This window comes from Arthrobacter sp. BPSS-3, from assembly GCF_044628475.1.
Taxonomy (GTDB): Bacteria; Actinomycetota; Actinomycetes; order Actinomycetales; family Micrococcaceae; genus Arthrobacter.
Genome location: NZ_JBIMMV010000008.1, coordinates 142,931 through 164,667 on the forward strand (window position 1 = coordinate 142,931; position 21,737 = coordinate 164,667).

The following is a 21,737-nucleotide window of genomic DNA, read 5'->3' on the forward strand; positions in this document are numbered from 1 at the left end:
AAATACCCCCGGGGGTATAATTTAGACGCATGGCAACCATTGACATCACCGAACAGACCTTTGAGTCCACCATCTCCGGCAACGACATCGTGCTGGTCGACTTCTGGGCAGCCTGGTGTGGCCCCTGCCGCATGTTCGCCCCGACATTCGGCAAAGCCTCAGAAGCCCACCCCGACGTCGTTTTCGCCAAGGTGGACACAGAGGCCGAGCCAGCCCTCTCCGCGGCGGCCCGGATCACCTCCATCCCCACCCTGATGGCGTTCCGCGAGGGCATCCTCGTCTTCTCCCAGCCCGGCGCGATGAACGCCAGCGGCCTTGAGCAGCTCATCACCGCCATCAAGGAACTCGACATGGACGACGTCCGCGCAAAGATGGCCGAGGCGCAGGCCTCCTAGCGGGTTTCCTGGTTCTGCTCCTCGGCCTGCCGCTTCTCCTCGGCCTGGAGGATGCCGTCGCGGACCGCAGAGCGGACCACGCCGTGGAGGACGTAGAAGAAGATCGCCGCGAAGGTAACGGTCAGGACCAGGCCGTTCACTCGGGCGTCCCGTCGGGCCAGTAGGCCTGGGCGTCCGCGGCCGCGTCGCGCAGGGCGGCCCCGTCCAGGGTGATGGAACTTTCTTCGATGCCCATCGCCGTCCACTGCGTCACGAGGCGCAGGTCTCCCGCCGGCGGCAATGGCCAGAGCCACAGTGTTCCGGTGCCGGAGAGGTCATGGTCGCCGCCGTGGCCGCCTCCGCTCCTGAACGTGAACACCGGGCCCTCCGGTTGATGCCCCATCGGCGGCCCCGCGTACTGGTCAACAGTCGAAATGCTGGCCCTGGTCCCGTCCGGGAGTTCGACGCCGAACAGGAAGATGTCCTTGCCCGAGACGGATGGACCCGGCGGCCCGAACCGGTTGAAGAAGCCGGCATTCATTACGGCCCATTCCTGGTCGTCCTCGTCGGTTCGGCGGATGGTCCAGGTCAGGTTGAAAGTGCACCCGGTGGAATAGGCGCTGACCGACTCGACGGCGACGACGCGGCCTGCGGAGCGGTGGAGGAAACGACCGACCGGGACGATGGCCGGCAGCTCGTAGCGCGGTGGCCCTGACCAGGGCGGCGGCACGAATTCGGGCATCCGCGGCCGTGGGGGCATGGCTGGAATGGGATAGTCCTGGAAGAAGGTCACGGGTGGTCCTTTGCGTCCGCTGGCTGTAACAGGCCGAGGGGCGCTGGGCGTGGTGGGCCCCGGATCCCCCAATCCGTCCTAGGCCGCCCAGTCTAGCCGCGGCGGTGGTAGCGGCTGCGGACCTGCCCTGCGGGAGTTGCCGCAGCCGCATCGACCCGGAAGACTGCCGGGATGGGGCGGGACGAAAAGAGTGGCGACGAACTGCGCACCGGCATGTCGGTCAAATATCGGGCGGTGCTGGCCGTGATCGGGCTGCTGGCGGCCGCCGTCGTGACCCTGTCCACCGGTCAGGCGTGGGCGGGTGTGGCGATGCTTTTGGTTTTTGTCTCCGTGGGGAGAATGACCGCCCGCATCCGCTGCGACGGGACCGGAGTGCACCTCAAAGTCGCCGGGCTCTTCTCCACCACCGTTGCCTACGCTGACATTGTTGACGTCACGCCCGGGCCGGAGACCGGCCTGGGCGAAGGGATGGGCCTGAGGGTCCTCCGTGGCGGCGGTACCGGCTATCTGGTGGGCGGCCCGACGCTGAGGATACGGGCCAACGGTGCCTGGGTCCTGGTCTCCTGCGCAGATCCGGACGCCGGTGTGGAACTGATCCGCGCGCGGGGCGGGCTGGCTCTTTAGCCCTGGGTGCCCTCGCCGCGCGCCACGGCTTCGAGGCGGTTGTAGTAGTTGCCCCACCAGGCCTGGTCTTCTGCGGGCAGGTTGCTGTAACCGTCCCGGTGTCCGGCGCTGCCGTCGGCCAACTCCCGCACGATATCGGCGTGCCCGGCGTGCCGGTGCGTCTCCGCCGTCACGTGCACCAGGATGCGGGCCAGGGTGACGGGATTGCTGGCTTCGCGCCACCACGGAACGAACCCGGCGGCCGTGAGCGGAAGCCGGGCGATGGTCTCGTCGGCATGGGCCCAGACGCGCCGATACAGTCCGATGATGTCCTCGCGGGTCTCCCCGGGAGTGGCCCACATGTCAGCGTTCGGCTCGGCGTCGGGTGCGAGCCAGCTCAGTGTTTCCGGGAACGGCCGGTCGAACACCGAACCGAAGTACTCGGCCTCGACCCCCGCTAAATGCTTGATCAGCCCCAGCAGATTCGTGCCCGTGGGCGTGAGCGGCCGGCGGATGTCGTAGTCGGAAAGACCGTCGAGCTTCCAGACCAGTGCGTCACGGCCCTCCTGCAGGTAGCGGCACAGGTCCGCTTTCGCTCCATCGCTCATGACCGCGATCCTGTCCGCGATGCGGGGTGATTGCAAGTCAACGGGCGCGCCTCAGCGCGGTGGGACCTTCACCCGAAGCGAGCCTCATTCGACGCATTGCCGCAAAGAATGCGGAACGCGGCGGCTCGGCTCACACCGCGCCGGTGGCGGACTGACGGATGTATCCCTCCACCGCAGCCTGGGAAATGCGGTAGGAGCGGCCGAACCGGACGGCGGCCAGGGCGTGCGACTTGACCAGGCGGTACACGGTCATCCGGGACACGCGCATGATGTCGGCGACCTCGGCGATGGTCAGGTAGGCGGGGCGGTCGGCTGGAAGCATGGAACAGACTCCTTCTGGGACGCGGGAACGGAATATGCGGTACTCAGTCGGGCAGACGGACGGTGCGGTGGTCGAAGAACACGAGCGTTCCTGCCGGCGTGCCGGGGACCCTGACCCCCACATAGGGTGGCCGGATGACCGTCACCCGTCCCTCGCGGCGGCCGTTGAAGGGGTCGTCCCCGACCACCACCTGGCCCACGCGGAAGCGGACCCGGGGCGTGCCGAGGCGGCTAATCACGGCACGGAGACGGCGGTGTCCCCGGGCTGCGGCCGGAGACGCCGCGGCGCGCGGTTCAGGGGGAGCGGACTGGAGGTGGCTGGCGGCGTGAACGCCCATCGGAGTGCTCCTTCCGGCGGATCGAAACGTCTCCCCACGGTAGGCACCCGCACCCACCCTTCACACGAGTAACAGGTACCCCATCTTTCTCAAGGACTACTTGCTTGCCGCCGACGGCGGAGCGCCCGCCGGGGGACGGCGGCGGCCGTGGTTCCGGTGGAGGTCTTATCTGGGATTACAGACACTTGAGAATCATGGGGTCCGCCGCCGGACTTCTGCCGATGCATTCTTAAGTACGGGATACCGGACATCCCCTGCCGAAGGACGGACATGACAACTGCACCGCACGCCCCCGCCACGCCCGCCGCCAGGGCTGCCTCCAAGGTTCCCGCCGCCGAAAACACCCTGCGGATCCTCAAACTGCTGGCCTCCAAGCGCGGGCCGATGGCGGCGTCGAACATCGCCACAGCGCTGGACCTGCCGCGCTCCAGCGTCTACCACCTCCTGGGAGTCATGGAGGCCAACGGCTTCGTGCTGCACCTGCACGAGGAACGCCGCTACGGACTGGGCATCAGCGCCTTCGAGCTCAGCTCGGCCTACTCCAGGCAGGAGCCACTCTCCCGTCTGGGCCGCCCCATGCTTGCCGCCCTGGTGGACAGGATCGGCGAAAGCGCCCACCTGGCCGTCCTGCACGGCCGCGACGTCCTCTACATTGTGGAGGAGCGCGCCAAAAACCGCCCCTCCCTGGTGACCGACGTCGGCGTCCGGCTTCCCAGCCACCTCACCGCCAGCGGCCGCGCCATCCTGGCCGCCCTGCCGAAGTCCCAGGTCCGGGCCCTTTACCCGAATGCCGCCGCGTTCAGCGTCCGGCACGAGAGTGAAACCGCTATCATCAAGTACTCGGCCCTCTCCTCGCACCTGGACCAAGTCCGGCAGCGCGGCTACGCCACCGAACACGGCGAGGTCACCCCCGGGTTCGGCTCAATCGCCGCCGCCGTCACGGACCACGCAGGCTGGCCGACCGCTGCAGTCGCCGTGACCTTCCTCGAGGACAAGCTGCCGGCCGAGCAATGGCCGGCACTGGCCGCGCGGGTCAAGAAGGCCGCCGACGATCTCTCGGTCCGGATCTACGGCCGCCCCAGCCCGACTCACTAGCGGGCCGTTGTGGGCCCTGAAAAAGGCTTTAGCTGCGAGTCAGCCGGGTCTGGGATTCCGGACAGCACCCCCGTCAAAGCCCTGTGACCGGCGCCACCGGCAGGCTTTAGTAGATACAGAACCTCTCCCCGGAACCACCCCACACCACGAAGGAGCCCCTCATGGCACCCGCCGATTTCACCACCGGTGCCCGCCCGGTCAAGGCAGCCCGCGGCACCGAGCTCACCGCCAAAAGCTGGCAGACCGAGGCCCCGCTGCGCATGCTGATGAACAACCTGGACCCCGAGGTGGCCGAACGCCCGGACGATCTGGTGGTCTACGGCGGCACCGGCCGGGCCGTCCGGTCCTGGGCCGCCTTCGACGCCATCACCCGCACCCTGGAAACCCTCGAAAAGGATGAGACCCTGCTGGTCCAGTCCGGCAAGCCGGTGGGCGTTTTCCGCACCAACGAGTGGGCCCCGCGCGTGCTGTTGGCCAACTCCAACCTCGTCGGCGATTGGGCGACCTGGCCGGAATTCCGCCGGCTCGAGGCCGAGGGGCTGATGATGTACGGCCAGATGACCGCCGGGTCCTGGATCTACATCGGTACCCAAGGCATCCTGCAGGGCACCTTCGAGACCTTCGCCGCGATTGCCCGCAAGCTCACCGGGGACGCAAACGGCACCCTCGCCGGCACCCTGACCCTCACCGGTGGCTGCGGCGGCATGGGTGGCGCGCAGCCGCTCGCCGTCACCCTCAACGACGGCGCCTGCCTGATCGTCGACGTCGACGAATCCCGGCTCCGCCGCCGTGCCGGCAAGCGCTACCTCGACGAGGTGGAAACCGACCTCGACGCCGCGATCGCCAAGGTCCTGAAGGCCAAGGAGGAGCGCCGCGGCTGGTCCGTTGGGTACGTCGGCAACGCCGCCGAGGTGTTCCCGGAGATCCTCCGCCGCCACAACGCCGGCGAACTCACCGTGGACATCGTCACGGACCAGACCTCCGCGCACGACCCCCTGAGCTACCTGCCGGAGGGCATCACTGTTGAGGAATGGCACCGCGAGGCGGAGGCGGACCCGGAGGGCTTCACCAAGAAGGCCCAGGCCTCCATGGCCCGCCACGTCCAGGCCATGGTCGAATTCCGGGACGCCGGCGCCGAGGTCTTCGACTACGGCAACTCCATCCGTGACGAGGCGCGCAAGGGCGGCTATACCCGGGCCTTCGAGTTCCCCGGCTTCGTCCCCGCCTACATCCGGCCGCTGTTCTGCGAGGGCCTGGGCCCGTTCCGCTGGGTGGCCCTCTCCGGAGACCCCGAGGACATCCGCGTCACGGACGAGGCCATCAAGGAACTGTTCCCCGAGAACAAGCACCTGCACCGCTGGATCGACGCCGCCCAGGAACGGGTGGAGTTCGAGGGCCTGCCCGCCCGCATCTGCTGGCTCGGCTACGGCGAACGTGCCAAGGCCGGCCTGCTGTTCAACCGGCTGGTGAAGGAGGGCAAGGTCAAAGCCCCCATCGTGATCGGCCGCGACCACCTCGATTCCGGCTCCGTCGCCTCCCCATACCGCGAGACCGAGGCAATGGCCGACGGCTCGGACGCGATCGCCGACTGGCCGCTGCTGAACGCCCTGCTCAACACCGCCTCCGGTGCCACCTGGGTCTCCCTGCACCATGGCGGCGGCGTCGGCATCGGCCGCTCGATCCACGCCGGCCAGGTCTCGGTCGCCGACGGCACCGACCTCGCCGCACAGAAGCTCGAGCGCCTCCTGACCAACGATCCCGGCATGGGCGTCATCCGCCACGCCGACGCCGGCTACGCCCGCGCCGTCGAGGTCGCCAGGGAACGAGGCGTCCGCATCCCCATGCTCCCCACGGACTCCCTAGCCTCGCAAGCTCGGCCAGGGGACCCTGTCCGCGTGGGCCCAGAGTCCGCAGACTCCGCAGACTCCGCAGAAGCAACGAAGTAGGTACATCCGATGACCATTACCACCCACGAACCGCTCACCGTCACCCTCGGCGCCGGCGGCGTCACGCCCGAGGACGTCGTCGCCGTCGCCCGCCACGACGCCCGGGTGACCATCGCCCCGGACGCGCTCGACGCCGTCGCGAAGGTCCGCGCCCACATCGACGGGCTGGCCAACAGCGAGGTCCCGGCGTACGGCATCTCCACCGGCTTCGGCGCCCTGGCCAACCGGCACATCCCCGCCGAACTGCGCACCCAGCTGCAGAAATCGCTGATCCGCAGCCACGCCGCCGGCATGGGCCCGGCCGTGGAACGCGAGGTGGTCCGAGGCATCATGTTCCTGCGCGCCAAGACCCTCGCCTCCGGCCGCACCGGGGTCCGGCCCGTGGTGCTGCAGACCATGGTGGATGTGCTGAACGCCGGCATCACGCCGGTGGTCCGCGAGTTCGGCTCCCTCGGCTGCTCCGGCGACCTCGCGCCGCTGTCCCACGTGGCCCTGGTCCTGATGGGCGAGGGCGAGGCCACCGGCCCCGACGGCACCCGCTACGGCGGACGCGGCGAGGCCCCGGTCGCCGAGTTGCTGGCCGCGCACGGCATCGAACCCGTCACCTTGGCCGAGAAGGAAGGCCTGGCCCTGGTCAACGGCACCGAGGGCATGCTGGGCATGCTGCTGATGGCCATCGCGGACCTGCGGCTGCTGCTGACGACGGCGGATATCACCGCCGCGCTCAGCGTCGAGGCGCTGCTCGGCACGGACCAGGTTTTCCTGCCCGAGCTGCACGCCGCGCTCCGGCCACATCCCGGGCAGGCAGCCTCCGCTGACAACATGCTGAGGGTCCTCTCGAACTCCCCGATCGTGGCCTCGCACCGGGTCAACGACACCAAGGTCCAGGACGCGTACTCCCTGCGCTGCGCACCCCAGGTGGCAGGCGCCGTCCGTGACACCGTGGACCACGCCGCCCTGGTGGCGTCCCGGGAGCTGGCCGCCGCCATCGACAACCCCGTGGTGCTCCCGGACGGCCGGGTCAGCTCCAACGGTAACTTCCACGGCGCCCCGGTGGCCTACGTCCTGGACTACCTGGCGATCGCGGTCGCGGACCTGAGCTCCATCGCCGAACGCCGCACGGACCGGATGCTGGACCCGGCCCGCTCGCACGGGCTGCCCGCGTTCCTGGCCTCCGACCCCGGCGTGGATTCGGGCCTGATGATCGCCCAGTACACCCAGGCCGGGCTGGTCTCGGACAACAAGCGGCTGGCCGTCCCGGCGTCGGTGGACTCGATTCCGAGCTCGGCCATGCAGGAGGACCACGTGTCCATGGGCTGGCACGCCGCGCGCAAGCTGCGGCGCGCGGTGGAGAACCTGCGCCGGGTGCTCGCGATCGAACTGGTCACCTCCGCCCGGGCCCTGGACATCCGAACCCAGCTCTCCGACGGCTCCCTCGAACCCGGGCCGGCGGGCTCGGCCGTGATCGCCGCCCTCCGCGGTGTGGTGGAGGGGCCGGGAACGGACCGGTTCCTCTCGCCGGAACTGGAGGCCGCGGACCGGCTGGTGGGCTCCGGCGCCGTCCGTGACGCCGCCGAATCCGCCGTCGGAAATCTGGCCTGACGGCGCAGAAAATGCAGGGACGCCGGGCGTTTCGGGGACCCCCCGAAATGTTCGGCGCCCGGTCCGCCGAGGCGGGGCGGAATGTAGTAAAACTATGACCGGCGCCACACCGGTGCGCGCAGTGGATTCAGAGCATGGATTCACACCACAGATTCACACAGCAACAAGATCTACAAAGGGGTAGACGTTCATGAAAGCACGCGGGACGGTCCTGTCCAGGCGCTCGGCATTCGCGGCCACGGTCTCGGACTGGCGGAGCCTCACGGCGGGGGACCGGGTGGACATCCTTAAGCACGCCCAGCTGATCGCGGCCGGGTCCGTGGAAGAAGTCTCGGACAGCGGGAACGTCCTCTGGCTGGTGCCGGCGGCGCCGGGCGAGGCGCAGCTGTTCCTGAAGTCCGACGGCGTCCAGGTCCGGCGCAGCTAGCGCAGCACACGCAGACTGCCCGGACCCGGACATGCGGAAGGCCGGTGAGGAGGTTCCTCACCGGCCTTCCGCATGTCCAGGAGTCCGCTACGCGGCGATGGCCTCGTGGCTCTCGTGGCTCTCGTGGGTCTCGCCAAAGGGCACGGTGTCATCGAGGGACACGGTGTAGGCGCCCGGCTGGTGCCGGGTGACCCGGATGCCGCAACGTCGTTCAACGGCCGCCGAGGCGATCAGGGTGTTGACGGCGTTTTCGAGGCCGCTGTGGACTTCGCGCGCACTGTCAAACGAGAGGCTGATGGACGTGGCATCGGGGCCGGCTGCCCGCATGGTGTGTGTGTTCATTACTGGTCTTTCGTTGAATCAGGCCGTTTGGCCGCCCTCCATTCTAGTCTGCGGGGCACGATGGGCCCGTCCGGAGCCGGTAGGGTGCAAGAAGCGGTACACGATTGAGGCAACGGCACGCTCCCCTGCGGGGGCCGCGCCCGGACCCCCGGCCCGGGCCCGCAATCCGGTTTCCACAGGAGGGCATGCGCATGTTTGAAGCTCCCAGCATCGTTTTTACCGCGGCCGGGATCGCCGTCTTCGTGGCCGCCATCCTGCCGAAGCTCCTGCGCAACGCACCCCTGTCCATGCCGATGGTCTTCCTCGGCGGCGGCATGCTGGCCTTCACGCTCATCCCCTCGCTGCCGGACCCTGACCCGTTGCAGCATGGGGACTTCGTCGCCCACCTCACCGAGGTCTGCGTCATCATCTCGCTGATGGGCGCGGGCCTGGCGCTGGACCGTCCCGTCGGCCGGAAGGCGTGGTCCACCACCTGGCGGATGCTGGGCCTGGCCATGCCGCTGTGCATCGTGGGCCTGACCCTGCTGGGGCTCTGGTTCCTGGGACTGGGACTGGGTGCGGCACTACTGGTGGCCGCGGCCCTGGCTCCCACGGACCCCGTGCTGGCCTCCGAGGTCCAGGTGGGGGAGCCGGCGGACGAGGATGAGGAGACCGAACGCGAGGACGAGATCCGGTTCGGGCTGACCTCCGAGGCGGGGCTCAACGACGGTCTGGCCTTCCCGTTCGTGTACCTGGCCATCGCCATCAGCTTCGTCGGCGCCGCACCCTCGGCCTGGTTGGGCCACTTCCTGGCCGTGGACCTGCTGTGGCGGATCGTGATCGGCGTCCTGCTCGGCTTCGGCACGGGCAAGCTGCTGGGCCGGCTCTTCTTCACCGCCCGGCACGAGACCATCCGGCTCTCCAACCACTCGGAGGGCTTCGTGGCCCTCGCGGCCACCTTCCTGGCCTACGGCGTCACCCAGCTGCTGGACGGTTACGGGTTCGTGGCGGTCTTCGTCTGCGCCCTCACCATCCGCGCGGCGGAGCGCACCCACGGCTTCCACCGGGTCATGCACTCCTACGTCGAACAGCTCGAGCGGCTGCTGACCGTGGTGATCCTGGTCTTGCTGGGCGGCGCGATCGCCCGCGGTCTGCTGGCTGGCATCGGCTGGACCGAGGTGCTGGTGGCGCTGGCGTTCCTGCTGGTCGTGCGGCCGCTGGCCGGGTGGCTGGGGCTGGCTCGGGGCAAGACCGGCCCGCGGGAACGGATCGCCATCTCCTTCTTCGGCATCCGCGGCATCGGCTCGCTCTACTACCTGGCATTCGCCGTGGCACACGGAAACTTCGCCGCCCAGGCCCAGCAGCTCTGGGCGTTCGTCGGCCTGGTAGTGGCGATGTCGATCGTGTTGCACGGGGCCACCACGGCCCCGGTGATGAACCGGCTGGACCGGCTGCGCGAGCGCCGCGCGATCGAGGTCCACGGCGATGAGGACCGCGCCCCGCACACCCCCATCTAGGTAAGTCTGGGGACCTTGGCAGTGGCCGGGGCACCGCGGCAGTGCCCCGCCCCGGCGTCAGCGGAGCAGCGTGTCTATCAGCCGCGCGGCGACCTTGGCGGTGCGCGCATCGACGTCGTACTCCGGGTTCAGCTCCGCGACGTCCACATGGAGCAGCTTTCCGCTCGCCGCCACCTGCCGGCAGACTGCCGCGATCACCGCCAGCGGCACCCCGTAGGCGGCCGGGGCGCTGACCCCCGGCGCCACCGACGCGGGCAACACGTCCAGATCGATCGTCAGGTAGAGCGCATCCACGCGGTCCAGGAAGCGGGCGACGAACGCCGCAGCGGCGTCCGCGGTGCAGTCCTCGTCCAGCAGGTACTCCACACCCAGGCGTTCGGCTGTGCGGAACAGGGCGGCGGTGTTGTTGGGTTCAGAGATGCCGACGGCGGCGTACTCCAGCGCTCGCCCCGCGGCCGTTTCGGCGCGGGCCATCTGCAGGAACGGGGTGCCGGAGCTGGGGACCGGTTCGTCCCGCAGGTCGAAGTGGGCGTCCAGATTCAGCACGCCCACGCGGAGCCCGTCCCGGACCGCTCCGCTCCCGGCAACGCCCAGGTAGCTGGCGAAGGCGGTTTCGTGGCCTCCGCCCAGCACCACCGGCAGCGCACCGGCGTCGAGCAGGCCGCTGACGATCCGCCCGGCCCGGACCTGCCCGGCCTCCAGTTCATCCCCCTCGACGGTGATGTCCCCGGCGTCGTGGACGGTCCGGCCGGAGTGGAAAGCCAGGGGGCCGAGGGCGGCGCGGAGGGCGGCCGGGGCCGCGGCCGCGCCGGGGCGGCCCTTGTTCCGCCGGACGCCGGCGTCGCTGGCGAACCCAAGCAGGACCGCGGCGCGGGAATCCCCGGACGTGGGTGTGGCTGTGCCTCCTGCCCGCTCCGGGGAGGCTTCCGGGGAGGCCGCCGGGTAGGGCGTGACCGCCTGCCACCAGCGGCGGTGCTCGGCGCCGTCGCCGTCGAACCTTCCGGACCAGGGCTGGGGCGCGACGTCGGGAGCGGGGGAGAGGGGAGGCATGCTCCTAGCTCACCGCAGCGGCCGGCGGAAAACCAGCGCACCCGCCGTCGTCCTGTCCGGAATCCCGGAAATCGCCCGGCGCCCGGGACAACCCGGGACTTAAACGCCGGAGGGCACCCCGCCGCGGTGAAACACTGCGGCGGGGTGCCCTCCGGAAGAGCACGCGGCTCCTAGTGGATGCCCAGCGCGGCCTCGATCGGGCCGATGCCAAAGAACAGCAGGAACGCGGCGGCCACGGCCCACATCAGCGGGTGGATCTCGCGGGCCCGGCCCTGGAAGAGGCGGATCAGCACGAAGGAGATAAAGCCGGCGCCCAGGCCGTTGGCGATCGAGTAGGTGAACGGCATGAGGGTGAAGGTCAGGAAGGCCGGGATCGCGATGCCCCAGTCCTGCCAGTCGATCTTGCCCACCTGGGAGACCATCATGAAGCCCACCACCACCAGGGCGGGGGCCACGGCCTCGAACGGAACCAGGTTGATCAGCGGGGTGAAGAACATGGCCACGAGGAACAGCAGGCCGGTGACCACGGAGGCCAGACCGGTGCGAGCGCCCTCGCCGATACCTGCGCCGGACTCGACGTAGATCTGGTTGGAGGAGACGGACGCGCCGCCGCCCACGATCGCGCCCAGGGCATCGATCTGCAGGACGCGGTCAACGTTGGGTATGTTGCCGTCCTTGTCGATGGTGCCGGCCTCGGTGGCCAGGCCCACCATGGTGCCCATGGCGTCGAAGAAGATGCTGAGCAGGATCACGAAGGCCAGCAGGGTGGCGGCGACGACGCCGAGGTGCTCGAAGGCGCCGAACGGGTTGGCCTTGCCGATCAGGGACAGGTCCGGGGCGGCCCACTCGGAGAACTTCGGAGCCACCAGGGACCAGCCCTGCGGGTTGTAGTTCTTGCCGTCGAAGCTGGGGCCGATGTGCAGGGTGAATTCCAGGATCACGGAGAGGATCGTGGAGGTGATGATGCCGATCAGGATGGCGCCCTTGACCTTGCGGACCACCAGCGCGATGGTCAGGATCAGGCCGACGACGAAGACGAAGGTGGGCCAGCCGAGCAGCTTGCCGTCGAAGCCCAGGCCCACGGGAACGGTCGTACCGGCGACGTCGGGAATCCGGCGGACGAATCCGGCGTTGACCAGGCCGATCAGGGCGATGAACAGGCCGATGCCCACCACGATCGCGGTCTTGAGGCCCTCCGGGACGGCCTTGAACACGGCGGTCCGGAAGCCGGTGAGGACCAGGATCAGCATGGTGACGCCGGAGAGGACCACCAGACCCATCATGTCCGGCCAGGTCAGGCCCGGGTTGGTGGCGACCGTGACGGCCACGAAGGCGTTGACGCCGAGGCCCGTGGCCAGGGCGAACGGGTGCTTGGCCCAGGCGCCCATCAGGATGGTCAGGATGCCGGCCACAAAGGCCGTGACGGCGGCGACGGCGGGGAAGCCGAGGGTGCCGCCGGATGAGTCCGCGCCCGAGAGGATCAGCGGGTTGAGAACCACGATGTAGCTCATGGCGAAGAACGTGGCGAACCCGCCGCGGATTTCACGGGAGAAGTTCGACCCCCGTTCGGAAATCTTGAAATACCGGTCGAGTGCAGAGCCCTGCTTAAGCATTGGTCCTCCGGGAGGGAAAAGGGTGTTGGCTAAATCCTATTAGGAGTGACGGCGCCCACCTGCCAGATTCGCCTAGTCTGTAAGGAAGCCAACACTCAAGGAGTCGCTCCGTCATGCCTTCTTACCGCTACACTCCCGCTTCCGCCCTGATCCGTTGCCTGACCGCGGTGCTGCTATTCGTCGCGGCCGCGCTGGGGCTGACCGTCCTGGCGGCAGCGCCAGCGTCCGCCCACGACTCGGTGGAATCCACCAGCCCGGCGGCCGACGCCAGCCTGCCCGCCCCGCCGGAAAAGGTCTCCATCACCCTCAGCAACCACCCCCTGGCAATCGGTTCGCAGATCAAGGTCAACGACGCCGGCGGCACCAACTGGGCGGACGGCGACGTGCAGATCGTGGACAACGTCGCGTCCCAACCGCTGAAGCCGGGCGCTCCCGCCGGCCGGTTCACTGTGCAGTGGCGCGTGGCCAGCTCCGACGGACACCCGATCGAGGGAACCTTCGGCTTCACCGCGGCGGCCGCGGCTCCGGGAGCGGCAGCGTCGGCGGGCGCGTCCATGGGCGCCAACACCGTCCCGACCATGGGCACCGCCGAGCCAGGGACGACCATCGCCCCGACGCCGGTGAAAGACGCATCGGAGCCGTTTCCGTGGAGCATCGTGATCTTCGTGGCCGTCGCCATCGGCATCCTGGTGGCACTGGGCCTGATGGCGAAGCGCCGGCTGCAGGCCGGAGACGACGACCGGGCCTAACCCGGTCTCGTTGTCGCCGAGCGGGTCAGGCGGGCAGCGCCAGCTGGCCGCCGAGCAGGGACGGCAGGCCCTCCGGGTGCACCTTGGCCGAGATGGCCTGGCCGACGACCTTGGCCTGCCGCAGCACTTCCTTCGGCGTCGGGGTGATCAGTTCGCCCACGCCCACGAGGTACATGCCGAGGGCGTGCATGGCGGCCATCAGGTTCTGGCCGACGGCGACGCCGAGCTCCACCAGCATGCGCCGCAGTTGGCTGTGCGCGCAGCGGGTAAGCACCAGGTGGTCTGCGTAGAGGATTCCGCCCGGGGTCCGGACCGCCCAGCCCTGGGACGGCGCCATGGCGTAGTCGGAACCGGAGGTGCCCGCCAGGCAGGCGGTTCCCGCCCCGGCGCCGTCGGCCATCAGCCGGTCCAGCTGCAGGGCGCGGACCGAGCCGCGGACGTCAAGGTTGTGGCTGGCGGCGTAGTTGCGGAGGTGGCGGAGGATTTCGTTGCGTTCGCGCAGCGTGGCCGCGTCGGCCGCGTCGCAGCGCTGGAGGGACGAGGTGTTGGCCGGGTTGCCGGCCCCGAGGAGGTCCAGGCCGTCCACCACAATGGCGTCGACGCCGCGGCGCTGTAGCTCGCTGGCCACCGCCAAACCGGACAGACCCGTACCGATGACCACAGTGCTGGTCCGTTCGATTCCGCCGTTCACAGGCATGCTCGACACTGCAGGGTCCCTCCTCGAATAATGCCGGATCCGGGCCCGTGCCCGGACAGCTTTCCGGACCCGCCACAGGGCACCCCAGAGGGATGATCAGATCTGAAAGACGAGTCTCGGTTCAGCAATGCCTCAGAGGATACCCAACAATTCTGACCGTGAACAGACCCGCGTTAAAGACTTTGACGCAATGCCCGGGAGCGGGCATGCGGGCGGTCCGGCTGCGGTCCGCGGAGGTGCGCGCCGCCGCCCCTGCGATCTGGCAGAATAGCCGCAACACAGCCACATTCGCGAGGAGGCGGACCCCATGGCCGAGGAACAGACGCACCCATACCGCGACGGCGATTCCGGCGGGGAACGCCCCGCCGTGCGCGGCATCGTCGTCGGCGTTGACGGCTCCGAGCACAGCCACTGTGCCCTCGTGTGGGCGGCCAGGGAAGCCGAACGACGGCAGGAACCGCTGCACATCGTCACCGCCTACTCGGTGCCCGTCTTCGCCGCCTCCGGGCTCGACGGCGGCTACGCCACCGTGGACGACTCCGTCATCCGCGAGGGCGCAGAAGCCATCCTCAAGCAGGCCATGGACAAGGTGGCCGGGTACTCGATCGACGTTGACGCCTCGGTGGAGAACGGCGACGCCTCCGGGGTCCTGCTGGAGATGACCGAGACCGCTGACCTGCTGGTCTTCGGCACCCGGGGCCGGGGCGGATTCGTGGGCCGGCTGCTCGGCTCGGTCAGCAGCGCCCTGCCCGCCCACGCCAAGTGCCCCACCGTGACCGTGCCGCTGGTCTGCGGCGACCGGCTGGGCGAGACCACCGAGGACCGGCACGTCCGGGCGGAGCGCGAGAAATCGGGCCACCAGCCGGTGGAGAACGTCGTGGTGGTGGGCGTCGACGGCTCCGACCAGGCCCGGGTGGCCGTCCTTGAGGCCGCCGCCGAGGCGGAGCGGCTCGCCGCGAAGCTGCGGATTGTCTGCGCCGTGCCGCAGTACAGCGGCTCGCTCGCCTGGGTTCCCGCCCCGATGGACCGGGAGGCCCTGTTCGCCGACATCCGGGTCCAGCTCGACGCCGGCGTCGCCTGGGTGAAGAGCCACTTCCCCAACCTGGAGGTGGAGACCAGCCTGGTGGACGGCTCGCCGGTGGACGTCCTGGTCGAAGCCAGCCGCCACGTGGAGCTGGTGGTGGTGGGCACCCGCGGCCGCGGCGGCTTTGCCGGAATGCTCCTGGGCTCGACTTCGGACGGCATCCTGCACCACACCAAGGGACCGGTCATGGTGGTCCCGGACCGGGAGGATCCGCGCCTGGCGGACCGGGCCAACTTCGGGCCGGTGCTCGGCCGCTCCTGAGCGTGATGCCCGTCACCGGCGGGCGTAGAGTTAATACATGAACTGCCATGCAGGAGCGCGGTCGTCATGACCCGCACGTGGCTGCGCTGGATGCCAGCCGCCGTCGTCCCCGCCGTGATCGCCGCCGGAGTCCTGGCGGGGTCTGTCCCGGCCAGCGCCAAGGATCCGCTGCCTTCGAAGACCCCGGCCGCGGTGATCGCCCTCATGGCCGGGCAACACCAGGCCGCGTTCTCCGGCACGCTGGACCAGGCCTCCAGCCTGGGCCTTCCCCAACTGCCCACCACCGGGCCGGGAAGCTCCCCGGAGACCGCCTGGCTCGAGCTGCTGACCGGACCGCACACGGCGCGCGTCTACCGCAACGGAACCGAGAACCTCCGCGTGCAGGTGCTGGACCGGCTCGCCGAACGCGACGTCATCCGCAGCGGCAACGACCTCTGGCTCTACTCCTCCAAGGACAACTCCGCCGCCCACGCCGTCATCCCCGCCGACGCCGGACACCAGGGCATGGGCAAGGGCGCCGGATCCGGGACCGACGCCGGGGCGGTCCCCACGCCGGATGCGCTGGCAGCGAAGCTCCTGGCCGCGCTCGAACCCACCAGCGATGTGGCCCTCGCGCCGGACGTCGACGTCGCCGGCCGCTCCGCCTACCAGCTGGTCCTCACCCCGAAGAGCTCGGACACGCTGATGGCCTCGGCGGCGATCATGGTGGACGGCCAGACGGGGCTGCCGCTGGGCGTGGAACTGAAGGCCCGCGGCCAGGCGGACCCCGCCTTCCGGGTGGCGTTCAGTGCCATCTCGCTGACCGCCCCGGACGACGGAATCTTCCAGTTCACCCCGCCGGCCGGCGCCAGTGTCAAGGAACTTCCCGCCCGGGATCCCTCCGGGCAGGATCACTCCGGCCAGGCCGCCCACAAGCCGTCCGGAACCGGCAAGGACCCGGAGGCCGGGAAGCGCAAGGTCAGCGGCAGCGGCTGGGACTCCGTGCTGGAACTGCCCGCCGGCACCCTGACGCCCCCGGCATCCGGCGCCGCCGGTGCCACGCCGGGCAATGCGGCGGCCCTGCTCCAACAGGCCGCGGTCCCCGTGGCGGGTGGCCGGCTGTTGTCCACGGCACTGCTGAATGTCCTGATTCTCGACGACGGACGGGTGTTCCTGGGGGCCGTGCCGCTGGCGCGGCTGCAGGCCGCGGCCGGCGGCCAGTGACCGACCGCTCCGGGCGTGCCGGGAACCCCGTCTCCCCGGTGCGGGAGACGCCTCCGGGGAGTGCGGCGGCGCCTGGGCGTGTGGCGGAACCGGGTCCCGGGCCGTCCGGCCTCAGCATCGAGACCCGCGGCCTGAGTAAACGGTTCGGCCGCCAGCTGGCGGTCGACGGCGTCGACCTGGCCGTCCCGACGGGCTCCGTCTTCGGGTTCCTCGGCCCCAACGGCTCCGGGAAGACCACCACCATCAGGATCCTGCTGGGCCTGGCGGCGGCCTCCGCCGGAACCGTCCACGTCCTGGGCGAGGAGATGCCGCGGCAGCTGCGGTCCGTGCTCCCACGAGTCGGCGCCCTGGTCGAGGGCCCCGCCTTCTACCCGTTCCTCTCGGGCACGGCGAACCTGCTGCGGTTCGATGCCGCGGACCCCGAGGCCCCGGCCCGGACCCGGCACGCCCGGGTCCACCGGGCGCTGGAACGGGTGGGACTGACCCACGCCGCGGACAAGCCGGTCAAGGCCTACTCCCTGGGCATGAAGCAGCGGCTGGGCATCGCCAACGCGCTGCTGGCCCCGCGCGAGCTCCTGGTCCTGGACGAGCCCACCAACGGCCTGGACCCGCAGGGCACCCGCGAGGTGCGGCACCTCGTGCGGTCCCTCGCCGCGGACGGCACCACCGTCTTCGTCTCCAGCCACCTACTGGCCGAGGTGGAACAAATCTGCACGCACGCCGCAATCATGAGCGCCGGACGCGTGGTGGCCCAGGGGACGCTGGCGCAGCTCCGGCAGGACGGCCACGCCCGGGTGCGGCTGCGTACTCCCGACCCGGACGACGCCGTCCGGGTCCTCCGCGGCCTGGGACTGGCCGCCGGGGCCGGACAGGACGGGGAAGTCACCGCGCCGCTGCCGGAAAGGCCGGCCGTGGCGCCGCAGCCCCCGCCGGAAGATCTGGTCTCCGCCCTGGTGGCCGCGGGCGTCAGGGTGCGGGGCTTCGCGGTGGAGCAGGGCAGCCTGGAGGACCGCTTCGTGGAACTGACCGGGGAGGGCTTCGATGTCGCCCGCTGAACCGGCGCCGCGGGAGACGCCTGCATCCGAATCGGGGCCCGCGGACCAATCCCGGTCAGTGAGCCAGCCCCGGACAACGCCCCGGCCGTCCGCATCGACCAGGCCCGTGCCGGTGCTCCGGCTGCTCGGCTCGGAGCTGGCCGTGCTGTTCCGCCGCCGGCGTACCTGGGCCATGCTGGTGGCGCTCGCGGCCATCCCGGTCCTGATCGCCGTCGCCGTCCGGCTCTCCTCTGCCGTGCCGCCGGGGCGCGGCCCCGCCTTCCTGGACCGGATCAGCCAGAACGGACTGTTCGTCGGGATCACGGCCATGGTGGTGGCCGTCCCGTTGTTCCTGCCGCTGACGGTGGGAGTGGTGGCCGGGGACACCCTCGCCGGCGAGGCCGGCCAGGGCACCCTGCGGTATCTGCTGGCGGCCCCGGCCGGACGCGGCCGCCTGGTGCTGGTGAAGTACCTTGCCGCGGCGGCGTTCGCCGTGGCCGCCCCCGCCGCCGTCGCCATGGCCGGCGCGGGGATCGGCGCCCTGCTCTTCCCGGTGGGGCCGGTGACGCTGCTCTCCGGGGACACCATCGGCGTCGCCGAGGCGGTGGGCCGGCTGCTCCTGACCGCCGCGTACCTGGCGGTGTCCCTGCTGGGGCTCTCCGCCGTCGGGCTGTTCGTTTCTTCCCTCACCGACGTGCCGGTCGGGGCGATGGCGGCCACCGTGGTCCTGGCCGTGGTCTCGCAGGTGGCGGACGCGCTGCCGCAGCTGGACTGGCTCCATCCCTGGCTGCTCAGCCACCGCTGGCTGGACTTTGCCGACCTGCTCCGGCAGCCGGTCGGCTGGGATTCGTTCGGCGCCAACGCGCTGCTTCAGGCCGGGTATGTGGCGGTGTTCGGCGCCTTGGCCTACGCCCGGTTCGCCACCAAGGACGTCCTGTCCTGACGCCCGGACCGCGTCAGTAGCGGGCCGCGTAAGGGTAGAGCTGCATGCCGGACATCGCGGCGATGTCCGTGACGGTGATCCCGGCGTCCGGGTTCAGGGCCTGGACCACCCGGCCGCCGCCCAGGTAAATGGCCACGTGGTAGAAGCCTGGGGCGGAGCCCCAGACCAGCAGGTCGCCCGGCTGGGCGGCGGAGAGCGGAACCTTCACCGGCGCCTGGGCGAACTGGTCCGCCGCGGTGCGCGGGAGGCGTTTGCCGGCGGCGGCGAAGGCGTTCTGGACCAGCCCTGAGCAGTCGAAGCCGTAGGCTCCCGTGCCGCCGTACTGGTAGAAGTAGGGCGCGCCCACCTTGGCCAGGGCCGAGGAGATCGCCACCTGGTTGGAGCCGCCGGTGGACGGCGGCAGGACCGGCGCGGGGGCCGGCTGTTCCGGGGCGGGCTGGACGGGAGCCGGCTGGACCGGTGCGGGCGCGACCGGCGCCGGCGCGGCGGCCGGCGGTGCCGGCTGGGCCGGAGCGGGCTGGGCGGGTGCGGGCTGTTGAGCCGCCGGAGAGTTCAACTGGGTGTTTCCGGTGGTGCCGGCCGGCTGGTTCCCGGATTGCGGCGCGGACGGGGCGGTGCCCGCCTGTCCCGTCTGCGGGGCCCTGGCCGCCGCTGCCGTCACCGCGGCCAGCTGCGCCTCCTGGCGCTGGCGTTCCAGCCCGTCCACCCGCTCGGTCTCGAGGGCGGCGGTGGTGTTGCGGAGGGTGGCGAGCTGGCCCACCAGCACGGTCTTCTGCGCCGCGGCCTCGGTCACGGCCCGCTGTCGCTCGGTGTTGGCCCGCTCGGCGTCGGACTTGCGGGATTCCGCGGTGGCCGCGGCGTCATCGGCCGCGCGGCGGGCCTCGGCGGCGGCGTCTTTGGTGGAGGCGGCTGCCGCGGCGGCGGTTTCCGCGGCCTGGAACGCCCGGGTGCGGCTGGCCGCGACGGATTCCAGCGTGGCGGCCTGCTGCAGCGTCTCGCCGTTGCCGCCCACCAGGCTGCCCAGGCCCGGAGTCATGCCGCCGTTGCGGTACAGGTCGCCGGCGAGCTGCCCGATGACCTTGCGGGCCTTGGCCTGCTCGGCCTCCGCGGCGGAGGCCTTCGCGTCCGCGAGCGCGGCGGCATCCTTGCGGATCTGCAGCTGCACCAGCGCGTCGGTGTAGGCGTTGTTGGCGGCCAGGGAGGCGGCCATGCCGGTGTCGCGGGCCACGGAGGCGTCGGCAAGGAGGCCGTCGATCCGGTCCACCTCGGCGGCGGCAGCGGCGGCGTCGGACTTCGCGGCGGCGATCTCCTCGGGGGACGGCAGCTCGGGCGAGGCGGGGACCCGCTGGACGGTGGCCGGGGCGGCGGTGGCCGCGTGCGCCGGGAGCGCGGCGGCACCCAGGAGGACGACGGCGGTACACAGGGCCGCGGCCCTGCCGCCGGTTCCGGACCAGATCATGGGAAAACCTCGCTGCAGTCAGGCTGGCGCGAGCGAGGGGAGGAGTGATGGCAACGAAAAAAGACCCTCTGCGGATCGCCCAGCAGGCTTGAGGCTACGTGCCAAAAGCCACTTTGGCAACAGAGGTCACATGAATAACATAAACAACACGAGTGTCATTCGGAAGCGATTGCTCCGGCGTGTCGCGGCGTCGGCTCAGCCCCAGCCGAGCTCATGCAGCCGCGCGTCGTCGATGCCGAAGTGGTGGGCAATCTCGTGCACCACCGTGACCGTGACCTCGTGCACCACCTCCTCGCGGGAGGCGCAGAGATCCAGGATGGGGCCGCGGTAGATGGTGATCCGGTCCGGCAGCGATCCTGCGTCCCACCAGGAGTCCCGCTCGGTCAGGGGCACGCCCTCGTAGAGGCCCAACAGGACCGTCTCCGGGTCCTCGCCGGGCTGCGGGACGTAGTCGTCTTCGATAAAGACGGCCACATTGTTCATCGTCGCGGCCAGCCGCGGGGGGATCCGGTCCAGGGCGTCAGTGACCGCCGTCTCGAAGTCGTCCGCCGACATCGAGAACCCGGCGCCGCCGTCGTCGTTGTTTCCGGCGGGCACGATCGGCAGTCCGGGCGGCAGGGAAGCGGTCATGGGAAAACCCTACGCCGGGCGCGGGCGTGACCGGCGGCGGGTCAGCGCGACGCCCGCCAGGCAGATCACGCCGCCCACCAGGCCCCACACGGTGGGGATCTCACCCAGCAGCAGCCAGGAAATGAGGATGGTGGTGCCCGGCACCAGGTAGGTGGTGGCGGCCAGGCGGCCGGCGTCGATCAGGGACAGCGCATAGGCCCAGGTGGTGAACGCGATGGCGGTGGGGAAGACGCCGAGATAGACCAGCCCCAGGGTGGCCGGCAGCGGGGCGGCCTGGACCTCCGTGACGAGCTGGCCGGCGAACGGCAGGCAGCACAGCGCGCCCACGAGGATGCCGAACCAGGTGGCCTGGGCGGCGGGGACCTTGCGCAGCACCGGCTTCTGGATGATGACGCTGACGGCGGCGAGGGCGGCGGCCAGCAGGCAGAGCAGCACGCCGGCCACGTCCCCCTTCGACTGCTGCCCGGAACCGAGCGCGATCACCGCCACGCCGCCGAAGGCCACCAGGCTGCCGATGATCAGCCAGCGCGGGAAGCCTTCCTTGAGGATGATCCCCGCCATCACCGCCACCAGGATCGGGTTGACGTTGATCAGCAGCGCGGCCGTCCCGGCGTCAAGGAGGTGCTCGGCGGCGTTGAGGGCCACGTTGTAGCCGCCGAACCACATCACCCCGTAGGCCAGGATGGGCCACCATTCGCGGCCCCGCGGGATGATGCCGGTGCGGCGCAGCTGGGGCAGCACCACCACGCCCAGCGCGACGACGGCCACGGCCAGCCGGCCCAGGGTGAGGCTGCCGGGGGAGAAGCTGGGGCCGACGGCGCGGATTCCCACGAAGGCCGACGCCCACAGCAGCACGGTGACGACGACGGCGGCAATGCCGCGGCCGCTGACGGCGGGCGGCGTGCCCGGGGTGCGCGGGGGCTCGGGGAGGGCGGGATCCGCGGGTGCCGTGAGGTTGCTGTGCTGGGGGAGTCCAGTGCCGTTGCCGGCCGTTGTTGCCATAGTGCCAATCTAGCTCCCGCCGGAGCGGCCCGGCTGGCGGAAATCGGCCACGTCTCGTCGAGTTCCT

General features: G+C 70.6%; 24 protein-coding genes. 12 read left to right on the plus strand and 12 right to left on the minus strand.

Going from position 1 to position 21,737, the window contains the following annotated elements; all coding sequences use genetic code 11:
- Window positions 1-29 precede the first annotated feature (29 nt).
- A complete protein-coding gene (gene trxA / locus ACFVY3_RS13500) occupies window positions 30-395 on the plus strand; it encodes a thioredoxin (RefSeq protein WP_400160097.1) in 366 nt (121 codons plus the stop codon).
- Here trxA and ACFVY3_RS13505 read toward each other — a convergent pair.
- Both ACFVY3_RS13505 and ACFVY3_RS13510 read right to left on the minus strand, forming a co-directional pair.
- Window positions 392-535, minus strand: a complete 144-nt coding sequence (locus ACFVY3_RS13505) for a hypothetical protein (RefSeq protein ID WP_290256877.1) — start codon at window positions 533-535, stop codon at window positions 392-394. The two genes, trxA and ACFVY3_RS13505, sit on opposite strands and share 4 nt — an antisense overlap.
- On the minus strand, window positions 532-1,167 hold the full coding sequence (locus ACFVY3_RS13510; RefSeq protein WP_400160098.1) for a hypothetical protein: 636 nt from the start codon (window positions 1,165-1,167) through the stop codon (window positions 532-534). The genes ACFVY3_RS13505 and ACFVY3_RS13510 overlap by 4 nt, the downstream gene beginning before the upstream one ends.
- A gap of 171 nt (window positions 1,168-1,338) precedes the next feature.
- Between ACFVY3_RS13510 and ACFVY3_RS13515 the strand changes: the two genes are divergently transcribed.
- Window positions 1,339-1,791, plus strand: a complete 453-nt coding sequence (locus ACFVY3_RS13515; protein WP_400160099.1) for a hypothetical protein — start codon at window positions 1,339-1,341, stop codon at window positions 1,789-1,791.
- On the opposite strand, the gene ACFVY3_RS13520 is transcribed toward ACFVY3_RS13515, so the two are convergent.
- The 3 genes from ACFVY3_RS13520 to ACFVY3_RS13530 all read right to left on the minus strand — a co-directional run bounded on the left by ACFVY3_RS13520 (window position 1,788) and on the right by ACFVY3_RS13530 (window position 3,037).
- Window positions 1,788-2,378, minus strand: coding sequence for a DinB family protein (locus ACFVY3_RS13520; RefSeq protein ID WP_290256874.1), 591 nt, complete (start codon window positions 2,376-2,378; stop codon window positions 1,788-1,790). The two genes, ACFVY3_RS13515 and ACFVY3_RS13520, sit on opposite strands and share 4 nt — an antisense overlap.
- Before the next feature lie 130 nt (window positions 2,379-2,508).
- Complete coding sequence (locus ACFVY3_RS13525; RefSeq protein WP_290256872.1) at window positions 2,509-2,700, minus strand: helix-turn-helix domain-containing protein; 192 nt, start codon at window positions 2,698-2,700, stop codon at window positions 2,509-2,511.
- 43 nt (window positions 2,701-2,743) lie between these two features.
- Complete coding sequence (locus tag ACFVY3_RS13530) at window positions 2,744-3,037, minus strand: hypothetical protein (protein WP_400160100.1); 294 nt, start codon at window positions 3,035-3,037, stop codon at window positions 2,744-2,746.
- Window positions 3,038-3,307: 270 nt separating this feature from the next.
- Between ACFVY3_RS13530 and ACFVY3_RS13535 the strand changes: the two genes are divergently transcribed.
- From ACFVY3_RS13535 to ACFVY3_RS13550, 4 genes are all read left to right on the plus strand, one after another.
- The gene (locus tag ACFVY3_RS13535) at window positions 3,308-4,132 is read left to right on the plus strand and encodes an IclR family transcriptional regulator (protein ID WP_400160101.1); all 825 of its coding nucleotides are present in this window, start codon (window positions 3,308-3,310) and stop codon (window positions 4,130-4,132) included.
- A 161-nt stretch (window positions 4,133-4,293) separates the two neighbouring features.
- Complete coding sequence (locus ACFVY3_RS13540; RefSeq protein ID WP_400160102.1) at window positions 4,294-6,078, plus strand: urocanate hydratase; 1,785 nt, start codon at window positions 4,294-4,296, stop codon at window positions 6,076-6,078.
- 9 nt (window positions 6,079-6,087) lie between these two features.
- Complete coding sequence (gene hutH, locus ACFVY3_RS13545) at window positions 6,088-7,680, plus strand: histidine ammonia-lyase (protein WP_400160103.1); 1,593 nt, start codon at window positions 6,088-6,090, stop codon at window positions 7,678-7,680.
- Window positions 7,681-7,870: 190 nt separating this feature from the next.
- Window positions 7,871-8,107: a hypothetical protein gene (locus ACFVY3_RS13550; protein WP_290256867.1), complete on the plus strand. Its 237-nt coding sequence runs from the start codon at window positions 7,871-7,873 to the stop codon at window positions 8,105-8,107.
- Window positions 8,108-8,194: 87 nt separating this feature from the next.
- Here ACFVY3_RS13550 and ACFVY3_RS13555 read toward each other — a convergent pair whose 3' ends face one another.
- The gene (locus tag ACFVY3_RS13555; protein WP_400160104.1) at window positions 8,195-8,449 is read right to left on the minus strand and encodes a hypothetical protein; all 255 of its coding nucleotides are present in this window, start codon (window positions 8,447-8,449) and stop codon (window positions 8,195-8,197) included.
- A 191-nt stretch (window positions 8,450-8,640) separates the two neighbouring features.
- Here ACFVY3_RS13555 and ACFVY3_RS13560 point away from each other — a divergent pair, with 191 nt between their 5' ends.
- Window positions 8,641-9,945 carry a cation:proton antiporter gene (locus tag ACFVY3_RS13560; protein ID WP_400160105.1) on the plus strand — a complete coding sequence of 435 codons (1,305 nt, stop codon included), beginning with the start codon at window positions 8,641-8,643 and terminating at the stop codon, window positions 9,943-9,945.
- 57 nt (window positions 9,946-10,002) lie between these two features.
- Here ACFVY3_RS13560 and hutG read toward each other — a convergent pair whose 3' ends face one another.
- Window positions 10,003-10,995 carry a formimidoylglutamase gene (gene hutG, locus ACFVY3_RS13565; protein ID WP_400160106.1) on the minus strand — a complete coding sequence of 331 codons (993 nt, stop codon included), beginning with the start codon at window positions 10,993-10,995 and terminating at the stop codon, window positions 10,003-10,005.
- Window positions 10,996-11,165: 170 nt separating this feature from the next.
- Window positions 11,166-12,608, minus strand: coding sequence for an NCS2 family permease (locus tag ACFVY3_RS13570; RefSeq protein WP_290256863.1), 1,443 nt, complete (start codon window positions 12,606-12,608; stop codon window positions 11,166-11,168).
- Window positions 12,609-12,721: 113 nt separating this feature from the next.
- Here ACFVY3_RS13570 and ACFVY3_RS13575 point away from each other — a divergent pair, with 113 nt between their 5' ends.
- Entirely contained in the window at window positions 12,722-13,357 is a 636-nt protein-coding gene (locus ACFVY3_RS13575) for a copper resistance protein CopC (protein WP_400160107.1), read from the plus strand.
- 25 nt (window positions 13,358-13,382) lie between these two features.
- On the opposite strand, the gene ACFVY3_RS13580 is transcribed toward ACFVY3_RS13575, so the two are convergent.
- On the minus strand, window positions 13,383-14,054 hold the full coding sequence (locus tag ACFVY3_RS13580; protein ID WP_400160108.1) for an FAD-binding protein: 672 nt from the start codon (window positions 14,052-14,054) through the stop codon (window positions 13,383-13,385).
- A gap of 307 nt (window positions 14,055-14,361) precedes the next feature.
- Here ACFVY3_RS13580 and ACFVY3_RS13585 point away from each other — a divergent pair, with 307 nt between their 5' ends.
- The 4 genes from ACFVY3_RS13585 (at window position 14,362) to ACFVY3_RS13600 (ending at window position 18,579) form a co-directional block, all read left to right on the plus strand.
- A complete protein-coding gene (locus ACFVY3_RS13585) occupies window positions 14,362-15,399 on the plus strand; it encodes a universal stress protein (RefSeq protein ID WP_364136219.1) in 1,038 nt (345 codons plus the stop codon).
- Between the two features lie 66 nt (window positions 15,400-15,465).
- A complete protein-coding gene (locus ACFVY3_RS13590; RefSeq protein WP_400160109.1) occupies window positions 15,466-16,602 on the plus strand; it encodes an outer membrane lipoprotein carrier protein LolA in 1,137 nt (378 codons plus the stop codon).
- A gap of 80 nt (window positions 16,603-16,682) precedes the next feature.
- Complete coding sequence (locus tag ACFVY3_RS13595) at window positions 16,683-17,657, plus strand: ABC transporter ATP-binding protein (RefSeq protein WP_400160110.1); 975 nt, start codon at window positions 16,683-16,685, stop codon at window positions 17,655-17,657.
- Window positions 17,658-17,829: 172 nt separating this feature from the next.
- A complete protein-coding gene (locus ACFVY3_RS13600) occupies window positions 17,830-18,579 on the plus strand; it encodes an ABC transporter permease (RefSeq protein ID WP_400160150.1) in 750 nt (249 codons plus the stop codon).
- A 13-nt stretch (window positions 18,580-18,592) separates the two neighbouring features.
- Here ACFVY3_RS13600 and ACFVY3_RS13605 read toward each other — a convergent pair whose 3' ends face one another.
- The 3 genes from ACFVY3_RS13605 to ACFVY3_RS13615 form a co-directional block, all read right to left on the minus strand.
- Window positions 18,593-20,038 carry a C40 family peptidase gene (locus tag ACFVY3_RS13605; RefSeq protein ID WP_400160111.1) on the minus strand — a complete coding sequence of 482 codons (1,446 nt, stop codon included), beginning with the start codon at window positions 20,036-20,038 and terminating at the stop codon, window positions 18,593-18,595.
- 195 nt (window positions 20,039-20,233) lie between these two features.
- Window positions 20,234-20,668, minus strand: coding sequence for a metallopeptidase family protein (locus ACFVY3_RS13610; RefSeq protein WP_400160112.1), 435 nt, complete (start codon window positions 20,666-20,668; stop codon window positions 20,234-20,236).
- A gap of 9 nt (window positions 20,669-20,677) precedes the next feature.
- Complete coding sequence (locus ACFVY3_RS13615; protein WP_290256854.1) at window positions 20,678-21,670, minus strand: DMT family transporter; 993 nt, start codon at window positions 21,668-21,670, stop codon at window positions 20,678-20,680.
- Window positions 21,671-21,737: the final 67 nt, after the last annotated feature.

Coding starts and splice junctions, on each gene's coding strand:
- ACFVY3_RS13575 (WP_400160107.1), top strand. CDS start 12,722: ATGCCTTCTTACCGCTACACTCCCGCTTCCGCCCTGATCCGTTGCCTG.
- ACFVY3_RS13570 (WP_290256863.1), bottom strand. CDS start 12,608: ATGCTTAAGCAGGGCTCTGCACTCGACCGGTATTTCAAGATTTCCGAA.
- ACFVY3_RS13550 (WP_290256867.1), top strand. CDS start 7,871: ATGAAAGCACGCGGGACGGTCCTGTCCAGGCGCTCGGCATTCGCGGCC.
- hutG (WP_400160106.1), bottom strand. CDS start 10,995: ATGCCTCCCCTCTCCCCCGCTCCCGACGTCGCGCCCCAGCCCTGGTCC.
- ACFVY3_RS13600 (WP_400160150.1), top strand. CDS start 17,830: ATGCTGGTGGCGCTCGCGGCCATCCCGGTCCTGATCGCCGTCGCCGTC.
- ACFVY3_RS13520 (WP_290256874.1), bottom strand. CDS start 2,378: ATGAGCGATGGAGCGAAAGCGGACCTGTGCCGCTACCTGCAGGAGGGC.
- ACFVY3_RS13540 (WP_400160102.1), top strand. CDS start 4,294: ATGGCACCCGCCGATTTCACCACCGGTGCCCGCCCGGTCAAGGCAGCC.
- ACFVY3_RS13515 (WP_400160099.1), top strand. CDS start 1,339: ATGGGGCGGGACGAAAAGAGTGGCGACGAACTGCGCACCGGCATGTCG.
- ACFVY3_RS13525 (WP_290256872.1), bottom strand. CDS start 2,700: ATGCTTCCAGCCGACCGCCCCGCCTACCTGACCATCGCCGAGGTCGCC.
- ACFVY3_RS13530 (WP_400160100.1), bottom strand. CDS start 3,037: ATGGGCGTTCACGCCGCCAGCCACCTCCAGTCCGCTCCCCCTGAACCG.
- ACFVY3_RS13610 (WP_400160112.1), bottom strand. CDS start 20,668: ATGACCGCTTCCCTGCCGCCCGGACTGCCGATCGTGCCCGCCGGAAAC.
- hutH (WP_400160103.1), top strand. CDS start 6,088: ATGACCATTACCACCCACGAACCGCTCACCGTCACCCTCGGCGCCGGC.
- ACFVY3_RS13555 (WP_400160104.1), bottom strand. CDS start 8,449: ATGAACACACACACCATGCGGGCAGCCGGCCCCGATGCCACGTCCATC.
- ACFVY3_RS13615 (WP_290256854.1), bottom strand. CDS start 21,670: ATGGCAACAACGGCCGGCAACGGCACTGGACTCCCCCAGCACAGCAAC.
- trxA (WP_400160097.1), top strand. CDS start 30: ATGGCAACCATTGACATCACCGAACAGACCTTTGAGTCCACCATCTCC.
- ACFVY3_RS13535 (WP_400160101.1), top strand. CDS start 3,308: ATGACAACTGCACCGCACGCCCCCGCCACGCCCGCCGCCAGGGCTGCC.
- ACFVY3_RS13585 (WP_364136219.1), top strand. CDS start 14,362: ATGGCCGAGGAACAGACGCACCCATACCGCGACGGCGATTCCGGCGGG.
- ACFVY3_RS13560 (WP_400160105.1), top strand. CDS start 8,641: ATGTTTGAAGCTCCCAGCATCGTTTTTACCGCGGCCGGGATCGCCGTC.
- ACFVY3_RS13605 (WP_400160111.1), bottom strand. CDS start 20,038: ATGATCTGGTCCGGAACCGGCGGCAGGGCCGCGGCCCTGTGTACCGCC.
- ACFVY3_RS13590 (WP_400160109.1), top strand. CDS start 15,466: ATGACCCGCACGTGGCTGCGCTGGATGCCAGCCGCCGTCGTCCCCGCC.
- ACFVY3_RS13580 (WP_400160108.1), bottom strand. CDS start 14,054: ATGCCTGTGAACGGCGGAATCGAACGGACCAGCACTGTGGTCATCGGT.